Source organism: Duganella margarita, from assembly GCF_009857535.1.
Classification (GTDB): Bacteria; Pseudomonadota; Gammaproteobacteria; order Burkholderiales; family Burkholderiaceae_D; genus Rugamonas; species Rugamonas margarita.
In genome coordinates this window covers 216,129-237,775 of the sequence record NZ_WWCS01000002.1, presented here as the reverse complement: position 1 = coordinate 237,775, position 21,647 = coordinate 216,129, and the positions used below count along the sequence as shown (strand labels likewise).

General features: G+C 62.3%; 18 protein-coding genes and 1 pseudogene. 5 read left to right on the top strand and 14 right to left on the bottom strand.

From position 1 onward, the window contains the following. Nucleotides 1–14 precede the first annotated feature (14 nt). The 3 genes from GTP55_RS03650 to GTP55_RS03640 are packed head-to-tail and all read left to right on the top strand — an operon-like array spanning nucleotide 15 to nucleotide 3,593. Nucleotides 15–1,544: an ABC transporter ATP-binding protein gene (locus GTP55_RS03650; protein WP_161043617.1), complete on the top strand. Its 1,530-nt coding sequence runs from the start codon at nucleotides 15–17 to the stop codon at nucleotides 1,542–1,544. Further along, the gene (locus tag GTP55_RS03645) at nucleotides 1,541–2,614 is read left to right on the top strand and encodes an ABC transporter permease (protein WP_202423517.1); all 1,074 of its coding nucleotides are present in this window, start codon (nucleotides 1,541–1,543) and stop codon (nucleotides 2,612–2,614) included. Before GTP55_RS03650 ends, GTP55_RS03645 begins: the two co-directional genes overlap by 4 nt. Nucleotides 2,615–2,621: 7 nt before the next feature. Next, a complete protein-coding gene (locus GTP55_RS03640; RefSeq protein WP_161043616.1) occupies nucleotides 2,622–3,593 on the top strand; it encodes an ABC transporter permease in 972 nt (323 codons plus the stop codon). Here GTP55_RS03640 and GTP55_RS03635 read toward each other — a convergent pair. After that, nucleotides 3,590–3,937 (bottom strand): annotated as a pseudogene (locus tag GTP55_RS03635) (NUDIX hydrolase); the annotation flags it as partial. The gene GTP55_RS03640 and the pseudogene GTP55_RS03635 overlap by 4 nt on opposite strands. On the opposite strand from GTP55_RS03635, the gene GTP55_RS03630 reads away from it, so the two are divergent. After that, the gene (locus GTP55_RS03630) at nucleotides 3,936–4,103 is read left to right on the top strand and encodes a hypothetical protein (RefSeq protein WP_202423515.1); all 168 of its coding nucleotides are present in this window, start codon (nucleotides 3,936–3,938) and stop codon (nucleotides 4,101–4,103) included. The pseudogene GTP55_RS03635 and the gene GTP55_RS03630 sit on opposite strands and share 2 nt — an antisense overlap. Here GTP55_RS03630 and GTP55_RS03625 read toward each other — a convergent pair. Genes GTP55_RS03625 through GTP55_RS03615 form a run of 3 tightly spaced genes read right to left on the bottom strand, consistent with a single transcriptional unit; the run spans nucleotide 4,093 to nucleotide 5,018 of the window. Continuing rightward, the gene (locus GTP55_RS03625) at nucleotides 4,093–4,467 is read right to left on the bottom strand and encodes a c-type cytochrome (RefSeq protein ID WP_229257719.1); all 375 of its coding nucleotides are present in this window, start codon (nucleotides 4,465–4,467) and stop codon (nucleotides 4,093–4,095) included. The two genes, GTP55_RS03630 and GTP55_RS03625, sit on opposite strands and share 11 nt — an antisense overlap. Next, on the bottom strand, nucleotides 4,468–4,713 hold the full coding sequence (locus GTP55_RS03620) for a hypothetical protein (protein ID WP_161043615.1): 246 nt from the start codon (nucleotides 4,711–4,713) through the stop codon (nucleotides 4,468–4,470). It lies immediately after the preceding gene. Further along, nucleotides 4,710–5,018: a type II toxin-antitoxin system HigB family toxin gene (locus GTP55_RS03615; protein WP_161043614.1), complete on the bottom strand. Its 309-nt coding sequence runs from the start codon at nucleotides 5,016–5,018 to the stop codon at nucleotides 4,710–4,712. Before GTP55_RS03615 ends, GTP55_RS03620 begins: the two co-directional genes overlap by 4 nt. Nucleotides 5,019–5,065: 47 nt before the next feature. On the opposite strand from GTP55_RS03615, the gene GTP55_RS03610 reads away from it, so the two are divergent. After that, nucleotides 5,066–5,971, top strand: coding sequence for a transporter substrate-binding domain-containing protein (locus GTP55_RS03610; protein WP_371868279.1), 906 nt, complete (start codon nucleotides 5,066–5,068; stop codon nucleotides 5,969–5,971). A 71-nt stretch (nucleotides 5,972–6,042) separates the two neighbouring features. Here the strand turns inward: GTP55_RS03610 and GTP55_RS03605 are convergent, their stop codons facing one another. The 10 genes from GTP55_RS03605 to puuE all read right to left on the bottom strand — a co-directional run bounded on the left by GTP55_RS03605 (nucleotide 6,043) and on the right by puuE (nucleotide 21,609). Beyond that, entirely contained in the window at nucleotides 6,043–7,107 is a 1,065-nt protein-coding gene (locus tag GTP55_RS03605) for a S1/P1 nuclease (RefSeq protein ID WP_161043613.1), read from the bottom strand. Further along, nucleotides 7,104–8,327: a phospholipase D-like domain-containing protein gene (locus GTP55_RS03600; protein WP_161043834.1), complete on the bottom strand. Its 1,224-nt coding sequence runs from the start codon at nucleotides 8,325–8,327 to the stop codon at nucleotides 7,104–7,106. The genes GTP55_RS03605 and GTP55_RS03600 overlap by 4 nt, the downstream gene beginning before the upstream one ends. Further along, nucleotides 8,327–10,024, bottom strand: a complete 1,698-nt coding sequence (locus GTP55_RS03595) for a bifunctional metallophosphatase/5'-nucleotidase (protein ID WP_161043612.1) — start codon at nucleotides 10,022–10,024, stop codon at nucleotides 8,327–8,329. The genes GTP55_RS03600 and GTP55_RS03595 overlap by 1 nt, the downstream gene beginning before the upstream one ends. 132 nt (nucleotides 10,025–10,156) lie before the next feature. Then, nucleotides 10,157–12,550, bottom strand: a complete 2,394-nt coding sequence (locus tag GTP55_RS03590) for a TonB-dependent receptor (RefSeq protein WP_161043611.1) — start codon at nucleotides 12,548–12,550, stop codon at nucleotides 10,157–10,159. Nucleotides 12,551–12,994: 444 nt separating this feature from the next. Continuing rightward, a complete protein-coding gene (locus tag GTP55_RS03585) occupies nucleotides 12,995–14,431 on the bottom strand; it encodes an amidohydrolase family protein (RefSeq protein WP_161043610.1) in 1,437 nt (478 codons plus the stop codon). 12 nt (nucleotides 14,432–14,443) lie between these two features. Next, the gene (gene guaD / locus GTP55_RS03580; protein WP_161043609.1) at nucleotides 14,444–15,760 is read right to left on the bottom strand and encodes a guanine deaminase; all 1,317 of its coding nucleotides are present in this window, start codon (nucleotides 15,758–15,760) and stop codon (nucleotides 14,444–14,446) included. A gap of 30 nt (nucleotides 15,761–15,790) precedes the next feature. After that, complete coding sequence (xdhC, locus tag GTP55_RS03575) at nucleotides 15,791–16,834, bottom strand: xanthine dehydrogenase accessory protein XdhC (RefSeq protein WP_161043608.1); 1,044 nt, start codon at nucleotides 16,832–16,834, stop codon at nucleotides 15,791–15,793. Beyond that, the gene (gene xdhB / locus GTP55_RS03570; RefSeq protein WP_161043607.1) at nucleotides 16,834–19,167 is read right to left on the bottom strand and encodes a xanthine dehydrogenase molybdopterin binding subunit; all 2,334 of its coding nucleotides are present in this window, start codon (nucleotides 19,165–19,167) and stop codon (nucleotides 16,834–16,836) included. The genes xdhC and xdhB overlap by 1 nt, the downstream gene beginning before the upstream one ends. 11 nt (nucleotides 19,168–19,178) lie before the next feature. Further along, the gene (xdhA, locus tag GTP55_RS03565) at nucleotides 19,179–20,648 is read right to left on the bottom strand and encodes a xanthine dehydrogenase small subunit (protein WP_161043606.1); all 1,470 of its coding nucleotides are present in this window, start codon (nucleotides 20,646–20,648) and stop codon (nucleotides 19,179–19,181) included. A gap of 7 nt (nucleotides 20,649–20,655) precedes the next feature. Continuing rightward, the gene (gene puuE / locus GTP55_RS03560; RefSeq protein WP_161043605.1) at nucleotides 20,656–21,609 is read right to left on the bottom strand and encodes an allantoinase PuuE; all 954 of its coding nucleotides are present in this window, start codon (nucleotides 21,607–21,609) and stop codon (nucleotides 20,656–20,658) included. Nucleotides 21,610–21,647: the final 38 nt, after the last annotated feature.

Here is a 21,647-nt window from a genome sequence, read left to right as displayed (position 1 = left end):
TAAAAAACGATCCTATGCAGCCAGCAGTAGAATTTCGCGGCATCTCCAAGCATTTCGGAGCAGTCAAAGCGAACACGGACGTCAACTTCACCATCGCCAAGGGTTCCATCCATGGCCTGGTGGGCGAGAACGGCGCCGGCAAATCGACCCTGATGAGCATCCTGTACGGATATTACCGCGCCGACGGCGGGGAAATCCTGCTCGATGGCCAGGCGCGCCGCATCCACAACAGCCAGGAGGCGATCGCCCTCGGCATCGGCATGGTGCACCAGCACTTCATGCTGGTCGAGAACATGACCGTGCTCGACAACGTCATGCTGGGCAGCGAAGGCGGCGTACGGCTCAAGGCCAAGCGCGCCAGCGTGGAAGCGGAACTGCGCGAGATCTGCGCCCGCTACCGGCTGGACGTCGATCCGCTGGCCACCATCCACGACCTGTCGGTGGGTGCGCAGCAGCGGGTCGAGATCCTCAAGCAGATCTACCGCAGCGCCAGCATCCTGATCCTGGACGAACCGACCGCCGTGCTGACCGCGCAGGAAACCGCGTCGCTGTTCGAGATCCTGCGCCTGTTCAAGGAACAGGGCAAGACCATCATCCTGATTACCCACAAGCTGCAGGAGATCCTCGACATCACCGACACCGTGACCGTGATGCGCGGCGGCCGCGTGATCGGCGCCGTGCCGACCGCCGGCACCACCAAGGAAGCGCTGGCCAATATGATGGTCGGCCGTCCGATCGAGAACAACCTGCCGCGCGCGCCGTACAACCCTGGCGCGCCGGTGCTGCACGTCGAGAACCTGCAACTGCGGGATGACCAGGACGTCAAGCTGCTGGCCGATATCGGCTTCACGCTGCGCGCCGGCGAGATCGTCGCGATTGCCGGCGTGTCCGGCAACGGCCAGAGCGAGTTGATGGAAATCCTGGCCGGCATGCGCGTGCCGACTTCCGGCAAGCTGGCCTTCCTCGGCAAGGACCTGCCGTTCAACGGCCGCTCCGATCCGGACGGCCTGCCGCGCACCTTCCGCGAACTGGGCATCGCCCACGTGCCGGAAGACCGCCTGCGCGACGGCGTGGTGAAGGCCTTCTCGGTCATGCACAACACCATCCTCGGCTACCAGGACAAGCTGAAAAACAAGTGGGGCCTGCTCAACTTCAAAGCCATCGCGGCCCGCTGCGACGCCTTGATGAAGAGCTTCGACGTCCGTCCCAACAACCACGACCTGCGTATCGGGCTGCTCTCCGGCGGCAACCAGCAGAAGGTGGTGATCGCCCGCGAAGTGCTGGCGCAGCCGAAGCTGATGCTGGTCGGCCAGCCGACGCGCGGGGTCGACATCGGCACCATCGAAAGCATCCATGCGCAGCTGCTCAAGCTGCGCGACGAAGGCGTGGCGATCCTGCTGGTCTCCGTGGAGCTGGAAGAAGTGCGCGCGCTGGCGGACCGCATTCTGGTCATGTGCGGCGGCCGCATCACCGGCGAACTGAAAATTGAAGAATTCGACACTACCCGCATCGGCCTGCTGATGGGGGGCGAACACAAATCATGAATAAAGACCTGCCACGCTGGGCAACCGGCTTTGTAATGCCCCTCCTGAACCTGCTGTCGGCACTGTTGGTGACGGCGCTGGTCATTCACCTGCTGGGCGAGAGCCCGACCGAATCGCTGGCGATCCTGGTCAACAGCGCCGTGGTCAATCCGGAAGGCTTGAGCTACACGCTGTTCTACGCTTCGACCTTCATCTTCACCGGCCTGGCCGTGTCGATCGCCATGGAAGCGGGCCTGTTCAACATCGGCGCGGAAGGCCAGATGTACTTCGCGGGCCTGGGCCTGACGCTGGCCATGCTGACCTTCGACAGTTCGCTGCCGGCATGGCTGCTGATCCCGATCGGCATGCTGGGCGCGGCGCTGTTTGGCGCGCTGTGGGCCTTTGTGCCCGGCTACCTGCAGGCAAAACGCGGCAGCCACGTGGTGGTCACCACCATCATGTTCAACTACATCGCCGGCGCCTTGATGAACACCATCATCGTCAAGCTGGTGCCGGCCGGCGAGCAGAATCCGGCCAGCCGCGCGTTTGCCGCCGCCGCCGAGATGCCGCGCCTGAACCAGTGGTTCCCGATCCTCGGCGAGACGCCGCTCAACATCAGCTTCTTCCTGGCGATCATCGCGCTGGTGATTTATGGCGTGGTGGTGTCGCGTTCCTCGTGGGGCTTCAAGCTGCGCGCCACGGGCCTGAACAAGCACGCCGCCCACTACGCGGGCATCCGCATCAGCAAGATGATCATCATCGTCATGCTGATCTCGGGCGCGCTGGCCGGCCTGGGTTCGGTCAACTCCATCATGGGCTCGACCCACTACCTGTCGCTGAACTTCGTCGGCGGCGCGGGCTTCATCGGCATCGCGATTGCGCTGATGGGCCGCCAGCATCCGGTGGGCATCTTCCTGTCGGCGGTGCTGTTCGGCGCGCTGACCCAGGGCGGTTTCGACCTGTCGCTGGAAAAGCAGAACATCCCGCCCGAGATGGTGATCCTGGTCCAGGGCCTGATCATCCTGTTCTGCGGCGCGATGGAAAACCTGTACGGTCCCGCGATCGCCAAAATGCTCAAACTGAAGAAGTGAGAACGATATGACTTTTGACGACCTCCATATCGGCAGTATCCTGGTATCCACCGTGCGCAATGCGCCGGTGCTGATTTTCGCCGGCATGGCCGGCCTGTTCGCCGAACGTTCGGGCGTGATCGACATCGGCCTGGAAGGCAAGATCCTGGCCTCGGCCTTCGTCTCGGCCGCCGTCGGTTTCGCCACGCAGAATCCGTGGTACGGCGTGATGGCCGGCATCGTGGCCTCGATGCTGCTGGCCAGCCTGCAGGCTTACATCGCCATCACCCAGAAGGGCAACCAGCTGGTGGCCGGCATCGCCATCAACATCGCCATGAGCGGCCTGACCTTCGTGGTGGCGCAGTACTTCTTCCAGCAGGGCGGCCGCACGCCGGACCTGGGCTCGGCGCGCCTGTTCGACGTGGTGCTGCCCGGCTCCGCCGCGGTGGAACACATCCCCTTCCTCGGCTGGTTCTACGCCCACCTGATCGGCGGCCACTCGGTGCTGGTGTACCTGGCGTTCGCGCTGGTGCCGCTGGTGCACTGGATCGTGTATCACAGCCGCTTCGGCCTGCGCCTGCGCGCCTGCGGCGAGAACCCGCATGCGGCCGATGCGGCCGGCGTCAATGTCGAACGCCAGCGCTACATGGCAATGCTGATCGCCGGTTTCCTGTGCGCGTTCTCGGGGGCTTACCTGTCGATCGTGCAAAGTGGCTTCTTCCTGCGCGACATGTCGGCCGGCGCCGGCTACCTGGCGCTGACCGCCATGGTGTTCGGTAACTGGCGTCCGCTGTACACCTTCCTCGGCTGCCTGATGTTCGGCTTCTTCGGCGCGGTGCAGATCCAGATCGAAGGCGTGGAACTGCCGGTGATCGGCCGCCTGCCCGGCGCCATGATCCAGATGGTGCCGTACGTGCTGACCGTAATCGTGCTGGCCGGCCTGATGGCCAAGTCGGTGGCGCCGAAGGCGCTCGGTTCACCGTTCGTCAAGTCGCGTTAAGCCGCCAGCAAATGCAATGCTGCGTATTGCAGCAGCATGATGGTTTTGCCGTCGGCGATCCGGCCGTCGGCAACCATCGCCATGGCCTCGGCCATCGGCAATTCCAGCACCTCGATATCCTCGCCCTCCTCCGCAATGCCGCCGCCGTCGCCGGTGCGTGACGCCGCATCGTATTCGCCAACGAAGAAGTACAGCCGCTCGGTCACCGAGCCGGGACTCATGAAGGCTTCGAACACCTTGCGCACTTCGCTGACGCGGTAGCCGGTTTCCTCTTCCACCTCCGCTTTGATGCGCTCCTCCGGACTGGCGTGGTCCAGCAGGCCGGCCGCCGTCATCAGCAATATGGCCCAGCGCACCGTGGTGCTGGCATCGCCGGAAAAGCTGGACACCGCCTCGCCCTATCAGATCGCGCCGCTGTCGCAAGTCAGCGCCATTGTGGTCAACAGCGACGCGCCGGAGGCACTGCTGGCGCGCTACCGCGCCATGGGCATCGACGTTATCAAGGCTTGAAGGTCTTCAGATACGACATCACATCGGCGAGTTGCTGTTCGTCCTTGATGCCCCAAAAGCGCATGCTGGTCCCTGGCACCACATCGTGGGGCGCGCGCAGATAGGCGCTCAGGGTTTTCTCGTCCCACGTCAGCCCGGACTTCTTCATCGCATCGGAGTACTTGTAATCCTTGGTCGACGCCGCGCGCCGGCCGACGACGCCATTCAACTGCGGCCCATAGCCGCCACTGGCGAACGGCCCCACAGCATGACAGGACGCGCAACGCTGAAACAGCAACGCGCCACTCTTCGGATTTCCCACCGGCGCGGCGCCGGCATGCATTGCCAGCATGAACAAGAAGAGCAACAGGCATCGTTTTATCATTTACAGCTCTTCAATTGAGTAATGCTCCTTATCGTAGCTGCTGACCATCAACGCCAGTAATTCAAGTAGCCCGGCTAGAGGATGCTGTTCGTTTTCGCCCATTATATCGAGCACATGATTCATCAATGTAACCGTGCGATCATACTCAGCCTCATTGGTGATGGGCCGCAGCTCAACTAGTCGACTAAGCTCCAGCCAAGCCGCTGCCAAATCGCCGCCATCAACATTATCCACTAAGCTATTCATTTTTTGATCTTTCCTTGCAGGTAGCGCCTAGTCCATTTATCGTATTCAGCATGCGTTAACATCCACCTGATGAACACTGCCCCGCTTGCATAATGGACAGTGGCGATTAGCCGAAACTTATTGCCACCGAGGTTAAAAACGGTGAACGGAGAAATATGATCAACACTTCCGAAAAAGCTGCGCAGCTCGCTAAAGTTACCCGGCGTGATGGAATCGATGCGTTGTGCCCATTGCCGAACACTGCCACTCGCGTCGGGGCGGCGGCTACAGAAATCCTTCAATACTTTTAAAGATACGAGGCGCATGCGCCACTGTATGACTCTACTACTTTTATCATTTGAGGGCACGCAAAGTGCATAGCCGAAATCTCAAGCTTTCGGTCACAGCTTTGCTATGGGCGGCTTTATGGCTGGCGGCCGGCGCGTGCGGTGCGACGACGCAGGTGGTGTATCCGCTGACCAGCCTTGACGATGCGGATAGCCGTTACGAATACGATTGGGCGGTGCTGCGCGTGGCGCTGCAAAAGACCACCCCGCGCTATGGGCCGTTTGAACTCAAACAGTCGACTCAAGCGATGTCACCGCAGCGCGTGGCGCAGGAGCTGCTCACGCCAGGTGGCCGCATCAACGTTTTTGCGCGCGCCACGTCGCCGGAGCTGGAGCAGCAATACATCCCGGTGCGCCTGCCCATCGACAAAGGCCTGCTGGGCTACCGCATTTTCCTCGTGCGTTCCGCCGACCTGCCGCGCTTCGCGGCCGTGCACACAGTGGACGATCTACGCACGCTGCGCGCAGGACAAGGCAAGGACTGGGTGGATGTGCCGATCCTGCGCAACGCCGGCTTCACCGTGGTGGAAGGCACCAGCTACCGGGGACTGTTCGCAATGCTGTCGGCCGGCCGCTTCGACTGGTTCTCGCGCGGCATTGACGAAGCACAGCGCGAGTATATGGAACGCCGCCCGAGCTATCCGGACATGGCGATGGAGCCGGCCTTGCTGCTGCAGTATCCGCTGCCGCTGTACTTCTTCACGCGGCGCGACGCTGAAGGCAAGCTGCTGGCGCAGCGCATCACGGACGGCATGGAAATGATGATCAAGGATGGTTCGCTCAACACCCTGTTCCAGCAGTTCAAGGGCGAGAGCATCAAGGCGGGCGGGCTGACGAAGCGGCGCGTGCTGCACATCAAAAATCCGCACCTGCCGCCAGAGACACCGCTGTCACGCGGCGAACTCTGGTTCGATCCCGTGAAAGGCAAATAAGCATCGCCGTCATTCCCGCGCAGGAGGGAATCCATACTCAGCATGGACTCCCGCGTGCGCGGGAGCGACGGTTACGGCCAGATGGCTTTCAGCACGGCGGCCAGGTGATAGCCGCCCTGGATCAGCTGCGCCTTGGCGGCGGCCGACGATGGTACCGGATAGTTGTCCGGAATCGCCAGCGGCCACACGTTGTAGACGTCACCGTTCTTGCTGGTCTGCTGCGCCATCGGGCCCGGCACCACGTCGGCGTAGGCCAGCTTGGCGACCACCAGCGTCTGATCTGCCCACTCATATGGCCACGTTACCGGATCGCCGCTGTTGGGCGACACCACCGGATTGCCGGCGATGACCATCTGCGCGAACTGCTCCGGCGTGCGCGCGCCGATGCGGCGGAACGCATAGTTGACGACCGTGGTGTCCCAGTACGAGTGGAACGCGCGCGTGGTCTGCGGCGGGCGGGCTGGCGTGGCCGGCGCTGGCTTGCTGTCGTCCGCCGGTGCAGCGGGAATCTGCTGCGTGCTGTTGGCAGTCAGCTTGATGTCGTCCAGTTGCAGATTGTTGCCGCCCTGCGTCGCAAAGGCTTCCTTGTCGTCCAGCTGCTTCTGCGTCGGCAGCACGAAGCCGCCGTTCTTGCCGACATAGCCCTCGCCCACATGCAGCGGCTGCGCGATATCGCCGGTCAGGTGGGTCAGCATCAACAGCGCCTGGCGCGGCGTGAAGTTGTGCGGATTGGTGGTCGCGTTGCCCTTCCCTTGCAACACCGCGATGCACTGCTTCAGGGTCTGCACGATATCGTGGTCGGTGGTGCCGACGCCATGGTCCTGGTAGTGCGACAGCTGGAACGGCACGTCGGTGTAGTGGTACTCGCTGTGCTTCGGATTGGCGGTGGTGTAAGCCACCATCTCCTCCGTTTGCGGGCCGCAGTAAGTGCCCTTGACGCAGTCGGCCCACGACGCCACCTTGGCCAGGCTCTCGCCCGGCAGCAGCAAGGCCTGCACCTGCTTCTCGGCGTTGCTGCCGACGATCAGCTGGTCGGCAATCGCGCCAACCGCGCGGTGGCCGTCATTGCCCCACGCGTGGGCGTTGACGGAGACGAAGGCGCTGCTGAGCGCCAGTATGCATGCAAGCTTTTTCATTCAGGACTGCCTTTCGCTGGCTTTGGATATTGTTTGTTGATGTCGAGCGCTTGCGCGTACGACGACGACCAGGTCTGCTCATGCAGCGCGGCCAGGCGCTGCGCCATTTTCTCATTGCGCATCACCACTTCCAGATTGCGCGACAAGTCCATATAGCCGCCGCTCCAGTTGCTGGTGCCAACCCAGGCGATCTGGTTGTCGATCACCATGGTCTTGCTGTGGATGACGCGCGCGAACGGAATAAAGCCGGTCGAGGCCACCGGCAGCGTCACCACGCGAATTTCCACGTTCGGAAGGATCGCCAGGCTTTTCAGGTAGACCTGCGCCGGATTTTCCAGGTTCCAGTTGGAGACCATCAGCTTGACCTTGACGCCGCGATTGGCCGCCGAACGCACCGCGTTGTCGATCACCGCGTAGTAAGGCCGCGTGCCTTTCGGGCCGTAGCTCAGCGGCGCGTAGTCCAGCAACTGGATGCGCACTTCGTTTTTAGCTTCCGCCAGCAGCGCCGGCAGGCCGGCCTCGGAATTGCCCACGCCCGCAGGATTGTATTGCTGAGGGCTGGCCAGCAGGAAGGTACCCTGATGAATGTCCGGCGCCGCCGGCGTCGCATTCAACACCGGCACCGGTTTGCCTTGCGAGATCAGCGCCTGCGCATTCCAGTCCTGATTGAAGATCGCCTGTACTTGCGCCACCATCTTCGGATCGGTGATGCGCAAGCCGGTTTCGTGGATGTGCTCAAACGAGCGCCAGTCGAAATTCTGGCTGCCGATGTAAGCGGTCATGCCATCCACTACCAGGTACTTGGCGTGGATGATGCCGTTGCCAGTCAGCTTATTCACGTCCAATATGCGGAAGTCCATATTCGGAATCGCCTTCAGGCGCTCGATGGTCGGCTTCTCCGACAGGCCCACGCCTTTCTGATCCAGCAGGAAGCGGATCTTGACGCCGCGCTTGCCGGCGGCCTCCAGATGCTCCACCACTTTTTCAAACACGCTGCCCGGCTTGATGACGGCGTAGAACTGGCCGATGACGATTTCGCTTTTGGCGTTGTCAAACAGCTCGCTCCACACCTGCGCCGGATTGCGCAAGTCATCGCTATGCAGCGGCGTTTCCACCGGCGCGGTCTGCACCAGCTCAAAGCCGGGAATCGAAAACTCCGCGCGGGCCGGCGCGGCCAGCACGCTGGCCGCCACCAGGGCGGAAAGTAAAAGTCGACGCATCATTGGTCCTTTTGTACGTAACGCTTGAGCGGCGCAGCAGCGCCGGCTGGTTTGCCATCCTGTTCGCGCCTGGCCAGATACTGGGTCAGCGCGTCGATGTCACGGATGCCGGTCGGCGCGCGGTTGCTGCCGTTCTTGAAAGCCGGGAAACCGTCGCCGCCTTCGGCCAGGAAGTTATTGGTCACCACGCGGTACGAGGTGTCCATGTCCAGCTTGACGCCGTTCAGCTTCACGCTGCCCGGCACAATCTTGCTGCCTTCCGGCTTGCTGGCGTCCCACTGATAGGTAAAGCCTTCCGACAGTTGCAGCAAGCCGCGCTTGGCGTCGCGGTCTTCCAGCCACTGCTCTTCCAGCAGCTGGATAATTTGCGATCCGCGCAGGTTCATCGCCACCAGCGTGTTCCCGAATGGCAGAACCGCCATCGCCTTGCCCAGCGTGACGCGGTTGCCGGCTACTGTCTCCAGATCCTGGCGGATGCCGCCCGGATTCTGCAGCGCGATCTGCGCACCGTACGGACGGCCCGCCGCCAGCATCGAGTCCGCCACCAGATCGCCCAGCGCCGACTCGTCGACGTGGTCCTTGGCGCGCTTTACGCTCGGCACGGCGATGACCGCCACCGGACGCGCCAGCGCGGCAGCGCTTTGCTCACGCGCCTTGTTCAGGTATGCCGTCAGCGCTGGATCGGCCGGCCACGTGCCAGGCACCATCACCTCCTGTTTGGCGCTGACCTCGCGCACGGTGTTGGTGGCGGTGTCCACTTGCAGCGTGATGCGGCCCAGCACATGGCCGCCCATATCGGACTGCGTCACCAGCCGGCCATCCACCCTGCACAGATAGCCCTGGTGCGAGTGGCCGCTGATTACCAGGCGAATCGACGGATCGAGGCGCTGGACCACATCCACGATCGGCCCTTTGAGATTGCCGCAATCCTGCTGGTCGAATTTATCGGTGGTGCGGCCGCCCTGGTGGATCAGCACCACGAACACGCCCACGCCTTGCTTGCGCAATTCCGGCAGCTGGCGGTTGATGGCGTCCGCTTCGTCGACGAACTCCAGGCCGGCGATGCCCGAGGCCAGCGCCGATTCGGCCGTCTCGCGCAACACGGTGCCGATGAAGCCGACCTTCACACCATGCACAGTCTCGATTTTATACGCCGGCAGCACCGGCTTGCGGGTGCGCATGTCGATCACGTTGGCGGCCAGGTACTGGAACTGCGCGCCTTGATATGGACCGTCGAATTTGCACGCCTTGTCGGCGCGCGGCGAGACGCAGCCGCCCTGCTGCTGGCGCAGCAGCTCAATGCGGCCCTGATCGAATTCATGGTTGCCGACCGACGTCACGCGCAGGCCGAGCAGATTCATGGCGCCGATGGTCGGCTCGTCGGCCCACATCGACGAGATGGCCGGGCTGGCGCCGATCAGGTCACCGGCGCCGACCACCATCAGTTCCGGATCGTCCTTGCGCCACGCCTTCAGCGCAGCGCCCAGCGTGTCGATGCCGCCGGCCTGGATGGTGCGCTCGCCGCCGCCGGCCGCGCTGTCCCAGACGTATTTGCTGGCTTCCAGATTGCCGTGGAAATCATTCAGCGCCACCAGCTGGACTTCCGCCACGCCCGGTGGCAGCGGCTGGCGCCATGCGCAGCCGGTCAATGCGGCCAGCAGGGCCGCAGTGATGAGGGTAGAGGTATGTGTTTTCATAAGGTGTGCAGCATAGCGTATTCAAGGTTCCGCCAGCAGTATGGAAACATTGCGGATACAAAGAAAAACAGGCCCTTGCGGGCCTGTGTCGTACTCACGATATGACGGGCCGGAAGCCCGCCACCGGGACGATTAGTAGTCGCCCGAGAAGGTCAGCGACAGGAAGCGTGGTGCGCCAGCATAGTAGTAGATCTTGTTGGCGGTCACACCTGGATAAGCCAGGGCGTTGGTAGCGGTTGCCGAGGCCGGGTTCAGGTACTGCTTGTTACCCAGATTGCTCACGTTCATGGTGATCTTCGGACGTTTCAGCCAGCCCTGGTTAGGGAAGGTGTAGCCAGCGTCCAGACCCAGCAGGGTGTAGCCGCCAACGTATTCATCGTTGGTCATGGTGCTGTACTGACGCGCGGTGGTCTTCGCTTTCAGACGGCCGTAGAATGCGCCATCCTGGTACTCGGCGCTGACGCCGACTTTCCATTTAGGCGTCAGCGGGAACTCGTTACCCTTGGTCTGCAGTGGCGCAGCGCCTTTGGTGGTGGCCAGGTTGTCCTGCATTTCCGATTTCGAGTAACCCAGCGAGCCGTAGAACGCCCAGCCGTTGATCGGGGTATTACCCAGTTCAACTTCGAAGCCGTTGTTACGCACGTTGCCGACGTTGGTGGTGGCCTTGGTGTCGGTCACTGGATCATACGCGGTTGCCAGACGGTCCTTGAAGTAGATCGAGTACACGTTGAAGGTGGCGATGAAGTTCTTGTCCTGGTGACGGTAGCCGACGTCCAGGTTCCACGATACTTCTTCTTTCACGTCATTGACGACGGTTGGCACGCCATTAACCAGCGCAACGTTACCGTTGTTTGGCAGGTAGATGAAGTTGCCAGGGGCCTTCATGTTCTTGGCCAGCGATGCGTACAGTTGGTCGTCGTTGGTGACCTTGAAGCGCGCGCCCAGTTGCGGCAGGATATCGTCATAGGTACGCACAACGCTGTACTGTTTGCCCGACAGCGGCAGCGAACCTTCGTTGGCGAAGTTGGTGAAGTCGCGCTTGATGTGCGGGGTACGCACGCCGAAGTTCAGGGTCAGGCGGTCATCCATTGCCGTGTAGGTGTCCTGCACGAATGCCTGGTAGGCGGTCGATACGGTCTTCACGTCACGGTACACTTGCAGCTTGGTGCCGTCTGGACGGTAGATGTTGTTGGCTTGCAGCCACGGATCGTACGAACCGTCGTTGTTGATGGCGACCATCGGCGAGGTTTGCTCGTGGTTGGCGCGCTCGATCCAGGCGCCGGCCAGCAGCGTGTGGTTGCCCATGGTGTGGGTGATCGCGGCGCTGAAGCCCGGACGGCTGGTGCGGGTGAACGAACCTTCGGCCATCAGGACTTTATCCTTGGTGTCGCCGTCGCCGTTCAGGTCGATCGACCCGGTCTTGACGCCGGTGCCGGCGCCTTTGACGATGGCCACGTTGGCTTCGGTGATCAGCTGCTGCTGGGTACCGCCGGTGCCGTAGCCGTACCACCAGTATGGTACCAGCTTGATGTCGGTGTCTTCGTTCAGGCGGAACTTGGCGGTGGCCGAAGCGATCACGTTACGGAACGGGTTCAGCGCCAGGCCGTAGTAAACCGGCGATGGGGCGGTGTCGTTCTGCGCGCCTGCGCCCGGGGTCACGTGGCCAGGGAACTTGGTGGTGTAGTCGTAGAAGTAACCGTTCGTCGCCAACTCAGCCTTGGTCATGCTCAGGAAGTTGTTGTTGATGGCTTCGTTGTACAGAATGGTGCCGTGGATGTAGTTAAAGCGATCCCAGTCGTAGTTGAAGCCGGCGTCGATGTGGTCGCGCTTGGCGCCGCCCTCACCCTTCCACTTGTCCGCTTCGGCGTGCGAGGCGGAGATGAAGAACTTCGAGCGCTTGTCCGAGAACAGGCCGCTGTCGAAGCGGATGTAGGTTTTGGTCAGGTTCAGCTGGCCCAGGGTCTGCATCACGCGCACGCGTTGCTTGTCTTCCGGGTTGCAGGTGGTGATGCCGAAGTTACCGCCGGTCGCGCCAACCTGTGGCGAGTCAACGTCGGTCGAACCTTGGGTCACGGTTTCGGAGCAGGTGTTTTCCTGGTCCACGTATTCTTGTGGGTAGACAGCGAACGAACCCGAGTCATTGACTGGCACGCCGTTGATGGTGGCGCCGATCTGGTCGGAGTTGAAGCCGCGCAGGGTCAGGCCGCCGCCGAACAGGCCGGTTGCGTCGTAGTTGAAGCTGTTCACTGCAGGCAGCATTTCCAGAGCTTCATAAGCGTTGCCGGTTGGGCGCTGCTTTTCCAATTCTTCCGCGGTAATCGTCGAACGTGCTTTTGGCGCGTCTTCGGTCACCATCAGGCCCATACCCAGCTTTTTGCCGGTGATGACCACTTCGGCCTTGCCTGGAGTAGCAGCAGCTGGCTCGGCAGCTTCCTGTGCGAAAGCAGCGCCGGCCGACAGCGCGGCCAGGTGAGCTGCTACGGCGATTACGCTCAAGCGCAAGACCGGAGATTGTTTGGATTGCATTCAAAACCCCTTAGAGTGTTATATAAAAACGTGAGAAAACTTCCGAATTCGATACCGAAGAGCTAATTTTTCTCTGCACAAAGGCGAGAGTGTAATGACCGAAAATGACACTGGTGTGACAACAAAAGTTGCCAATTTGCTCTAACTATCTACCACTATTGCATGTCAAAACCGGTCGCGACAAATACGTTTTTGCTACACCATTCAGTGGAAAAACATATAAATGCGCGTGAAATGCTGATTAATTAGCAAGTTCAGAGTGATGCTGAGGTAGGGGACGGGCGGAATTATAAGAGCATCAGGTGCCGATGAATTTTGTTCATGGCAACTATTAGAGAGAAAACTCTGATCTGTAGTAAAACTGCGACAGAAAACCGGGACAATTTTGACAAAAAGCAAAGCCGGCGGAAGACGCCGCCGGCTTTTCTGAAGATTGTGGAACTTTTAACGTTTGGCTTTGGCGTCGGCGCCGGCGATCTCCGCCTCAAATTTGGCGAATTTACCGTCCAGGGCTTTTAAAAGACGTTGTTTATCTGCATCGGCCAGGAAAGAATAGCGAATACTGTCATACGACAGTTTTTTCACTTCCGCGTAATCCGGCTGGTAGCGCGCCGCATACAGCACATATTCCCCGGATAAATTGTTACGCGAGACGCCGGCGTCGTCTGTGGACAACACATACGGCACGCCATATTTGCGGTACAGCGTCACCGGATGCGCCTGGTCCTTGATGCCGAGGATGAAGTCGTTGCTGCTCAGGTTGACCTCGACCGCGATCTTTTTATCATGCATTTCTTTCATGATCGCCAGCGGATTGCTCTCATGGGCGATGTCCATGCCGTGGCCGATGCGGCTGGCGCCGGCCACCTCGATGGCGTCCTTGATGTGGAAGGTCAGGCCTTCCGGCGGCACCATGCCGAGCGACAGCTCGCCGGCGTGCAGCGCCAGTTTCACGCTCGGGTACTTCGTCTTCAGGAATTTGAACATCTGCATGTGCAAAGCGTAGTCGCGCATCGAGACATTGACGCTTTCCTGTCCGACAATATTAACGCCGACGATTTTCGGATTCGAGGTCGCCAGCTTGAAGCTGGAAGCGATCTGCGCAAACACCTGCGACGGCGCCAGGAAGCGCAGCGCGAACGGCTGGTAGCGCAGCGTGAAGTTGGCGTCGTCGATGCCGGCACTGACGGTTTCCACGTTTTTCAGGTAGGCGCCGATCCAGCCCTGGTAGGCCTGGTCCTGGTCCAGCTTGGCGCTCAGCGCGGCGAAGTCGGCGTCGCTGACGCCGCCCGTCAGCGCCTTCTTGTCGAAGTCGGCATCCTGCGCGATCGGCGCGATCTCGTAGATGGTTTCAATGTAGCTCAGGTTTTCCTGGATGGCGCGTTGCTTCAGGCGCTGTATGCCGTCCACCGCGTTGGTCGACGCCACCGGGTTGAAATAGGCGAAGGTGTCGAAGAACTGGCGGTCCGGCGGCGACTGGATGCCGCTATGGTTGTAGAAGTCCTTGTCCGACCAGCGCTGCAACAGGTTGGCCAGCACGGTGTTGTCGTTCATGACGTCCTGGCCGGACAGGCAGCCGGCGGCCGGCTTGGTCTTCTCGATGGTGTAGCTGGTCTTGTTGACGCAGAAGCCTTCCTTGTCGACCCACTCAAGGTACTGCTCGGCGTAGATCGCGCCCGAATAGTGGTGATGCAGGTCGCCGCCCTTCGGCATCATGGTGAAGAACATCGTCAGTTCGGCCAGTTTCGGCTCCTTGCCCGGCGCGACCAGCGCGGCGAAGTGGCGCTTGGTGGCCTCCTCGTTGGCGTTGGCGGCGTGCGCCTGCGGCATGGCGCACAGCACGGCGGCGGCCAGCGCCAGGGCTTTGATGTTGTTCTTCATGAGTATCCTTAATTAAGTCGTTTCACGGACATGCACCTGGCGGCCCGCCGAATAAGTCGCGGCGATCGCGCGGTCGTCGCCCAGCAACGCCAACGCGAACAGCAGCTCTTCCAGGCTCTCCCCGCGTGCGGTACGGCGCTGCAGCAGCGGCGTGGCTTGCGGATCGACGACGATAAAGTCGGCCTCCGCGCCAACGGCGAAATTGCCGATCGTGCCTTCCAGCTGCATGCTGCGCGCCGCGCCCAGCGTGGCCAGGTAAAACATCCGCAAGGCCGGCAGGTAACTGCCCTTCAAGCGCGCTACTTTATAGGCTTCATTCATCGTTTGCAACATGGAGAAAGAAGTACCGCCGCCGACATCGGTGGCCAGCGAGAGTAGCACGCCGGCGTCGTCGGCGCGTTCAAAGTCGAACAGGCCGCTGCCGAGGAACAGGTTGGAGGTCGGGCAGATGGCGGCGGCGGACTGGGTTTCGGCCATGCGCTGGCGATCGCGTTCATTGAGCCAGATGCAGTGGCCATACATGGCGCGCGGACGCATCATGCCGTAGCTGTCGTAGACGTCGATGTAGCTGCGCGAATTGGGGAACAGCTCGCGCACCCACGCGCATTCGGCTTCGTTTTCCGATACGTGGGTCTGGATAAAGGTGTCCGGATAAGCCGCCGCCAGTTCGCCGGCCAGTTGCAGCTGGCGTTCGGTGGAGGTTGGCGCGAAGCGCGGCGTGATGGCGTACAGCGCGCGGCCACGCTTGTGCCAGCGCTGGATCAGCGTCTCGGTGTCGCGCGCGCCCGATTCGGCGGTGTCGCGCAGGAAGTCGGGGCAGTTCCGGTCCATCATCACCTTGCCGGCCACCATGCGCAGGCCGCGCTGTTCGCTGGCGGTGAAGAAGGCGTCCACCGATTGCGGATGTACGGTGCAGTAAACCATGGCGGTGGTGGTGCCGCAGCGGAGCAGCTCATCGAGGAAGAACTCGGCCACGTTGGCGGCATGCGCGGTGTCTTCGAACTGGCGCTCGGTCGGGAAGGTGTAGGTCTCCAGCCATGGCAGCAGGCCTTCTGCCGGCGAGGCGATCATGTCGGTCTGCGGGTAATGGACGTGGGTGTCGATAAAGCCGGGCATCAGCAGCTTGCCGCTGTAGTCGTGCACCACGGTGTTCGGTGGCAGCGTGGCGTGCAGCGTGGCGTAGTCGCCGGCGGCCTGCACTTTGCCGTCTGCGACGATCAACAGGCCGTCTTCGTGCCATGCGTGCGACGGGTGCGACTCGTCGCTGAAGGCCGGATCGGCGAGAAAGTGCAGCAAGCTGCCACGGTAGGCTTGCAGGTTGGTGGTCATGATGAGCTTTCTTGAATCTGAATGCGTAGTTTAGCTTGCGACGGCCAGTCTTGCTGGCGCGCTGAGGGCGGCGATTTGCTGCTGTTCCCACACCATCAGCAGCTGCGCGCACACGGAGGCGGCGATGGCGGCGGGGAGTTTGCTGGAGATGCCCGGCAGGCCGATGGGGCAGACCATGTTATCGATACGGTCTTGCGGCAATCCACGCGCGGCCATGCGGCGTTCGAACTGCACGCGTTTGGTGTTGGAGCCGATCAGGCCGAACCAGCCGACGTCGTCGCGGGCCAGGATGGCTTCGCACAGACGCTGGTCCAGCGCGTGGCTGTGGGTCATGACGAGGTAGCTGGCGTGGGCCGGGGCGGCGGCGACTGCGGCTTCAGGCATGTCGGTGGCTTCAACGGTGACGTTGGACGGCAGGGTGGCAGGGAACATGTCTTCTCGCTCGTCGACCCAGATGACGGTGCACGGCAACTCGCCCAACATGCGCACGATGGCCGCGCCAACGTGGCCTGCGCCGAACAGCACCAGATGGGCGCGCGGCGCGAAGCAAGGGTCGGCAAGCCAGCGGCGGCCGGCCGTGTCGCGCAGGACGTGGGTGCCGCGCTCGCGGTCCACCGCCGGGAAGGCCGGGCCGAAGGCGCCTGCTTCTCCTGGCGCTGCGCCGGCGACGATTGCGCCATCCGCGCCAAGCAGCAGCGCGACCGGTGCGCCGTCGATGGCGCTGAGCCGCCAGTTGTCTTCACGGCGGCGCGCGCGCAGGCCGCCCAATACAGCCGCGAGCGACGCATCGACCGGCTCAAACGACAGATGCACCACGCCGCCGCAGCACTGCCCCAGCGTCGGCCCGAGCGCATACCGCTCCAGCCGCGCAGCCGGTCCATCGCTGGAGGCAAGCATCTCGCGCGCCAACTCCACCGCGCACATTTCCAGATGTCCGCCGCCGATCGTATCGTGCTGGCCATGCGCCGTCACCAGCATCTTGGCGCCGGGCTCGCGCGGGCCGGAGCCCTCCACGATCGCCACGGTCACCAGCACTGCCGGTTCCACCACCTGCGCTGTCAGCCACTCGTTCATTACGAAGCCATTTCCACTGCGGACACCGCCCGCAATATCTCTTCACTGGTCGCCGGCGCGTTCAACGGCGGATTCACGCGATGGCCGCCGACTGCGGAAATCGCATCCCGAATCGCAAAGAACACCGAAAACGGCAGCAGCAACGGCGGCTCCCCCACCGCCTTCGAGCGATGAATACTATCCTCCACATTGCCGTTGTCGTACAGTTTCACGCGGAAGTCCTCGGGACAATCGGAGATGCCAGGAATCTTGTAGGTGGACGGCGCATGCGTCATCAACTTGCCCGCCGCATTCCACCACAACTGCTCCGTGGTCAGCCAGCCCATGCCCTGAATGAAAGCGCCCTCCACCTGGCCGATATCGATGGCCGGATTGAGCGAACGTCCCGCGTCGTACAACGCATCGGCGCGCAACAGCTTCCACTCGCCGGTCAGCGTATCCACCACCACCTCCGACACCGCAGCGCCGTAAGCATAGTAAGAAAACGGATGCCCGTTCATCGTCTTCGGATTCCAGTGCAGATGCGGCGTTGCGTAGAACCCGTCAGACCACAACTGAACCCGCGCCAGATAAGCCTTCTGCACAAGTTCCGCAAACAACACCTTGTGGCCGTTCACATGAACATGGTTATCGAAGAAGCGCACCGGCTGGCCGTCCTCATCGCCATACAGCTTGACCGCATACGCCGCCAGCCGCTCGCGAATCTGCCGTGCCGCATCCTGCGCCGCCTTGCCGTTCAAATCCGCGCCGGTGGATGCCGCCGTCGCCGAGGTATTCGCCACCTTGCTGGTATCGGTCGCCGTGATGCGCACGTGTGAGAGGTCCAGGCCCAGTTCATGCGCCACCACCTGCAGCACCTTGGTGTTGATGCCCTGCCCCATCTCCGTGCCGCCGTGATTGACCAGTACCGAACCATCCACATACACATGCACCAGCGCGCCGGCCTGATTCAAATGCGTGACGTTGAACGCAATGCCGAACTTCAGCGGCGTGAATGCCAGCCCTCTCTTCAGCACGGGACTGCTAGCGTTGAACGCCTCAATCGCCTTGCGCCGAGCGCGATACTCGCTGGTCTGCTCCAGCTCCGCCGTCAGCGCCTCGATGACGTTATCGACAATTTCCTGGCCATACGGCGTCACATTACGCTCGGTCGTGCCATAGAAATTCTGGCGGCGAATATCCAGCGCATCGCGTCCCAGATTGCGCGCGATTTCGTCAATGATGTACTCAATCGCAATCGCGCCTTGCGGACCGCCGAAGCCACGGAACGCCGTATTCGATTGCGTATTGGTCTTGCCGCAGCCGGCGCGAATATCCACGTCCGACAGATAGTAGGTGTTATCGAAATGGCAGACCGCGCGCGTCGCCACTGGTCCCGAAAGGTCCGCCGAAAAACCGGCGCGCAACGTCATATCTACCTTGGCGGCGAGGATCTTGCCGCTGTCGTCGTAGCCCACTTCATATTCATAGAAGAAGCAATGGCGCTTGCCGGTAACCAGCATATCGTCATCGCGATCCGCGCGCAGCTTGACCGGGCGGCGCAGCCTGGATGCCGCAATGCCGGCCGAAGCAGCCCACAACGCCGACTGCGACTCCTTGCCGCCGAAGCCACCACCCATGCGGCGGCACTCCACCTGCACCTTGTGCGAATGCACGCCGATGGCATGTGCCACCACGTGCTGCATCTCGCTCGGGTGCTGCGTCGAGCACTGCACCAGCAGGCCGTTGTCTTCCTTGGGGATCGCGTAGGCGATCTGGCCTTCCAGGTAGAACTGCTCCTGGCCGCCGACGAACAACTGGCCCTTCACCACGCGCGGCGCCATCTCGAAAGCGGTCTGGTAGTCGCCCCGTGTCAGCTGCATCGGCGGCAGCACATACGAATTGGCAGCCTTGGCTTCCTGCGGCGTCAAAATCGCCGGCAGCTCGTCATAGGCGATTACCGCACGACGGGCGGCGCGGCGCGCATTGTCGTGCGTATCCGCCACCACGATAAAGATCGGCTGGCCGACATATAGCACCTCGCCGGCCGACAAAATAGGATCGTCATGGATGATCGGACCGCAGTCGTTGGTGCCGACGATATCGGCGGCAGTGTACACCGCCACCACGCCCGGTGCGCTGCGCACCGGCGCCAGATCCATCGCCGTGATGCGCGCATGCGCCTTGGACGACAAACCCAGCGCCGCATGCAGCGTGCCTTGCAGCTCGGGGATGTCGTCGGTGTAAGTGGCCTGGCCCAGCACATGCAGCTCGGCCGATTCGTGCGGACGCGAGACGCCCACGGCCTTCCATGCCGATTCCGCAATCGCGGCGGGAGCAACGGGTTGATTCATGATGGCTCCTTTCAGGCGCGGCAAGCGAAAGCGTTGACGGCGTCGGCCGCAAGCGGCGCATCGGCGCGCGTCTCCAGCCAGAAGCGGCGCAGCAGATTCTGCGCCGTCTGCATGCGATAGGTGCTCGACGCACGCATGTCCGACAACGGCGAAAAGTCCTGCGCCAGCTGGTCCATCGCCACGCGCAGATTGGTTTCGCTCCAGGTCAGGCCGGTCAGCGATGCCTCCGCGCGCGGCGCGCGGCGCGGCGTGGCCGCCATGCCGCCGAACGCGATACGCGCATCCATCACCTTGTCGCCGTCCAGCGTGAAGGCAAAGGCCGCGCACACCGCCGAGATATCCTGGTCAAAACGCTTGGCCAGCTTGTAGGTACGGAACTGCACGTCAGCGCGCGGCAGCGGCACGCGCACGGCGGCGACGAATTCGTCGGCCTGCATATCCTTTTTCTGATAATCGAGATAGAAGGCTTCCAGCGCCAGCACGCGGCGGCCGGACGGGCCTTGCAGCACCACTTCGCTGCCCAGCGCGATCATCCACGGCATCGAATCGCCGATCGGCGAGCCGTTGGCGACATTGCCACCCAGGGTGCCGGCATTGCGGATCGGCAGCGACGCGAAGCGCTGCCACAACTCGCCCAGCTGCGCCGGATACAGCTTGCACAGCGCCTCGTACGCATCGTTGAGCGACACGCCGGCGCCGATTTCCAGCATGCCGTCGTGCTGTTGCACGCTTTGCAGCGCGCTGACATGGCCGAGATAAATGATGTCGCCCAGTTCGCGCATCTGCTTGGTCACCCACAGGCCGATGTCGGTCGAACCGGCCAGCAGCGTCGCTTTCGGATGCGCAGCGCGCAGCGCCACCAGTTCTTCCAGCGTGCGCGGCGCGTGGAACGACTGGCCGCGCGCGGTGTAGGTGGAGCCGGCTTCGCGCTGCAAGGCTTGCAGCTGCTGCGTCAACGCCGGGCGGTCGAACGACACTTTCGGCAGTTCGGTCATGCGGTGCGCCGCATCGATGATCGGGCGGTAGCCGGTGCAGCGGCACAGGTTCCCGGACAGGCAGTCGTCGATCTCCTTGCGCTGCGCCGGCTTGCCGTCCTTGTCGAGGTACATGCCCCACAAGGACATGACGAAACCCGGCGTACAGAAGCCGCATTGCGAACCATGGCATTCCACCATCGCCTGCTGCACCGGATGCAGCGCGCCATCCGGCTGCTGCAGATCCTCCACCGTGAACAGCGCCTTGCCGTCCAGCGTAGGCGCGAACTGGATGCAGGAGTTCACTGCCTTCATCTCCAGCTGGCCGGCCGCATTCAGGCTGCCGACGACCACCGTGCAGGCGCCGCAATCGCCTTCGGCGCAGCCTTCCTTGGTGCCGGTGCAATGCAGATCCTCGCGCAGATGCTGAAGCACGGTGCGGGTTGGCGCGGCGTCATGAATTTCCTGCACGGCGCCACGGAAGTAAAAGCGAATCGGTTCGGACATCACAATCTCATTCAGCAAATGGGTGGACCTTGCGCCAGTGTTCGGCGATATCGATACGGCGCGTGATCCAGACCTTGTCGTGGCTTTGCACGTAGTCGAGGAAACGCGCCAGCGCAGCCGCCCTTGCCGGCCGGCCGACAATGCGGCAGTGCAGGCCGATGGACAGCATCTTCGGCTGATTCAATCCTTCCGGATCGCCCTCGGCGTACAGCACGTCGAAGGCGTCCTTCAGGTAATCGAAGAACTGGGTGCCGGAATTGAAGCCCTGCGCGGCGGCGAAGCGCATGTCGTTGGTGTCCAGCGTGTACGGCACGATCAGCTGCGGCGCGCTGACCGCCACGCCGTCGCTATTGGTGTAGCCGACCTTCTGCCAGAACGGCAGGTCGTCGCCGTAGTTATCGGCGTCGTAGCGGAAGCCGCCGTGCTCCATCACTAGCCTGCGCGTCTGCGGCGAATCGCGGCCGGTGTACCAGCCTTGCGGCGCGCTGCCGGTCAGTTCGCGGATGATGTCCACCGCTTCCTTCATGTGCGCGCGTTCGGTGGCTTCGTCCATGTTCTGGTAGGTGATCCAGCGCAGGCCGTGGCAGGCGATTTCGTGCCCCAGCTGCTGGAACGCCGCCACCGCCTCCGGATGGCGCTTCAACGCCATCGATACGCCAAACACCGTCAGCGGCAGCTTGCGTTCTTCGAACATGCGCAGCAAACGCCACAAGCCGGCGCGCGAGCCGTATTCGTACAGCGACTCCATGCTCATGTGGCGATTGCTGAACGAGGCCGCGCCGATGATCTCGGACAGGAAGGTCTCGGAGCCGGCGTCGCCGTGCAGCACGTTGTTCTCGCCGCCCTCTTCGTAGTTCAGCACGAACTGCAGGGCCACGCGGGCCTGGTTGGGCCACTGCGCATGCGGCGGTTTCGGGCCGTAGCCGATCATGTCGCGCGGGTAGTTGTCGTAAGTGGTCATGGCGCAGGCAAGTCTATGGGGAATATATCCTTAATCAT

Bases quoted from the DNA above. Each gene is read 5' to 3' on its own strand.
- GTP55_RS03650 (WP_161043617.1), top strand. From the start codon at position 15: ATGCAGCCAGCAGTAGAATTTCGCGGCATCTCCAAGCATTTCGGAGCA.
- GTP55_RS03645 (WP_202423517.1), top strand. From the start codon at position 1,541: ATGAATAAAGACCTGCCACGCTGGGCAACCGGCTTTGTAATGCCCCTC.
- GTP55_RS03640 (WP_161043616.1), top strand. From the start codon at position 2,622: ATGACTTTTGACGACCTCCATATCGGCAGTATCCTGGTATCCACCGTG.
- GTP55_RS03630 (WP_202423515.1), top strand. From the start codon at position 3,936: ATGGCCCAGCGCACCGTGGTGCTGGCATCGCCGGAAAAGCTGGACACC.
- GTP55_RS03625 (WP_229257719.1), bottom strand. From the start codon at position 4,467: ATGATAAAACGATGCCTGTTGCTCTTCTTGTTCATGCTGGCAATGCAT.
- GTP55_RS03620 (WP_161043615.1), bottom strand. From the start codon at position 4,713: ATGAATAGCTTAGTGGATAATGTTGATGGCGGCGATTTGGCAGCGGCT.
- GTP55_RS03615 (WP_161043614.1), bottom strand. From the start codon at position 5,018: ATGCGCCTCGTATCTTTAAAAGTATTGAAGGATTTCTGTAGCCGCCGC.
- GTP55_RS03605 (WP_161043613.1), bottom strand. From the start codon at position 7,107: ATGAAAAAGCTTGCATGCATACTGGCGCTCAGCAGCGCCTTCGTCTCC.
- GTP55_RS03600 (WP_161043834.1), bottom strand. From the start codon at position 8,327: ATGCGTCGACTTTTACTTTCCGCCCTGGTGGCGGCCAGCGTGCTGGCC.
- GTP55_RS03595 (WP_161043612.1), bottom strand. From the start codon at position 10,024: ATGAAAACACATACCTCTACCCTCATCACTGCGGCCCTGCTGGCCGCA.
- GTP55_RS03590 (WP_161043611.1), bottom strand. From the start codon at position 12,550: ATGCAATCCAAACAATCTCCGGTCTTGCGCTTGAGCGTAATCGCCGTA.
- GTP55_RS03585 (WP_161043610.1), bottom strand. From the start codon at position 14,431: ATGAAGAACAACATCAAAGCCCTGGCGCTGGCCGCCGCCGTGCTGTGC.
- guaD (WP_161043609.1), bottom strand. From the start codon at position 15,760: ATGACCACCAACCTGCAAGCCTACCGTGGCAGCTTGCTGCACTTTCTC.
- xdhC (WP_161043608.1), bottom strand. From the start codon at position 16,834: ATGAACGAGTGGCTGACAGCGCAGGTGGTGGAACCGGCAGTGCTGGTG.
- xdhB (WP_161043607.1), bottom strand. From the start codon at position 19,167: ATGAATCAACCCGTTGCTCCCGCCGCGATTGCGGAATCGGCATGGAAG.
- xdhA (WP_161043606.1), bottom strand. From the start codon at position 20,648: ATGTCCGAACCGATTCGCTTTTACTTCCGTGGCGCCGTGCAGGAAATT.
- puuE (WP_161043605.1), bottom strand. From the start codon at position 21,609: ATGACCACTTACGACAACTACCCGCGCGACATGATCGGCTACGGCCCG.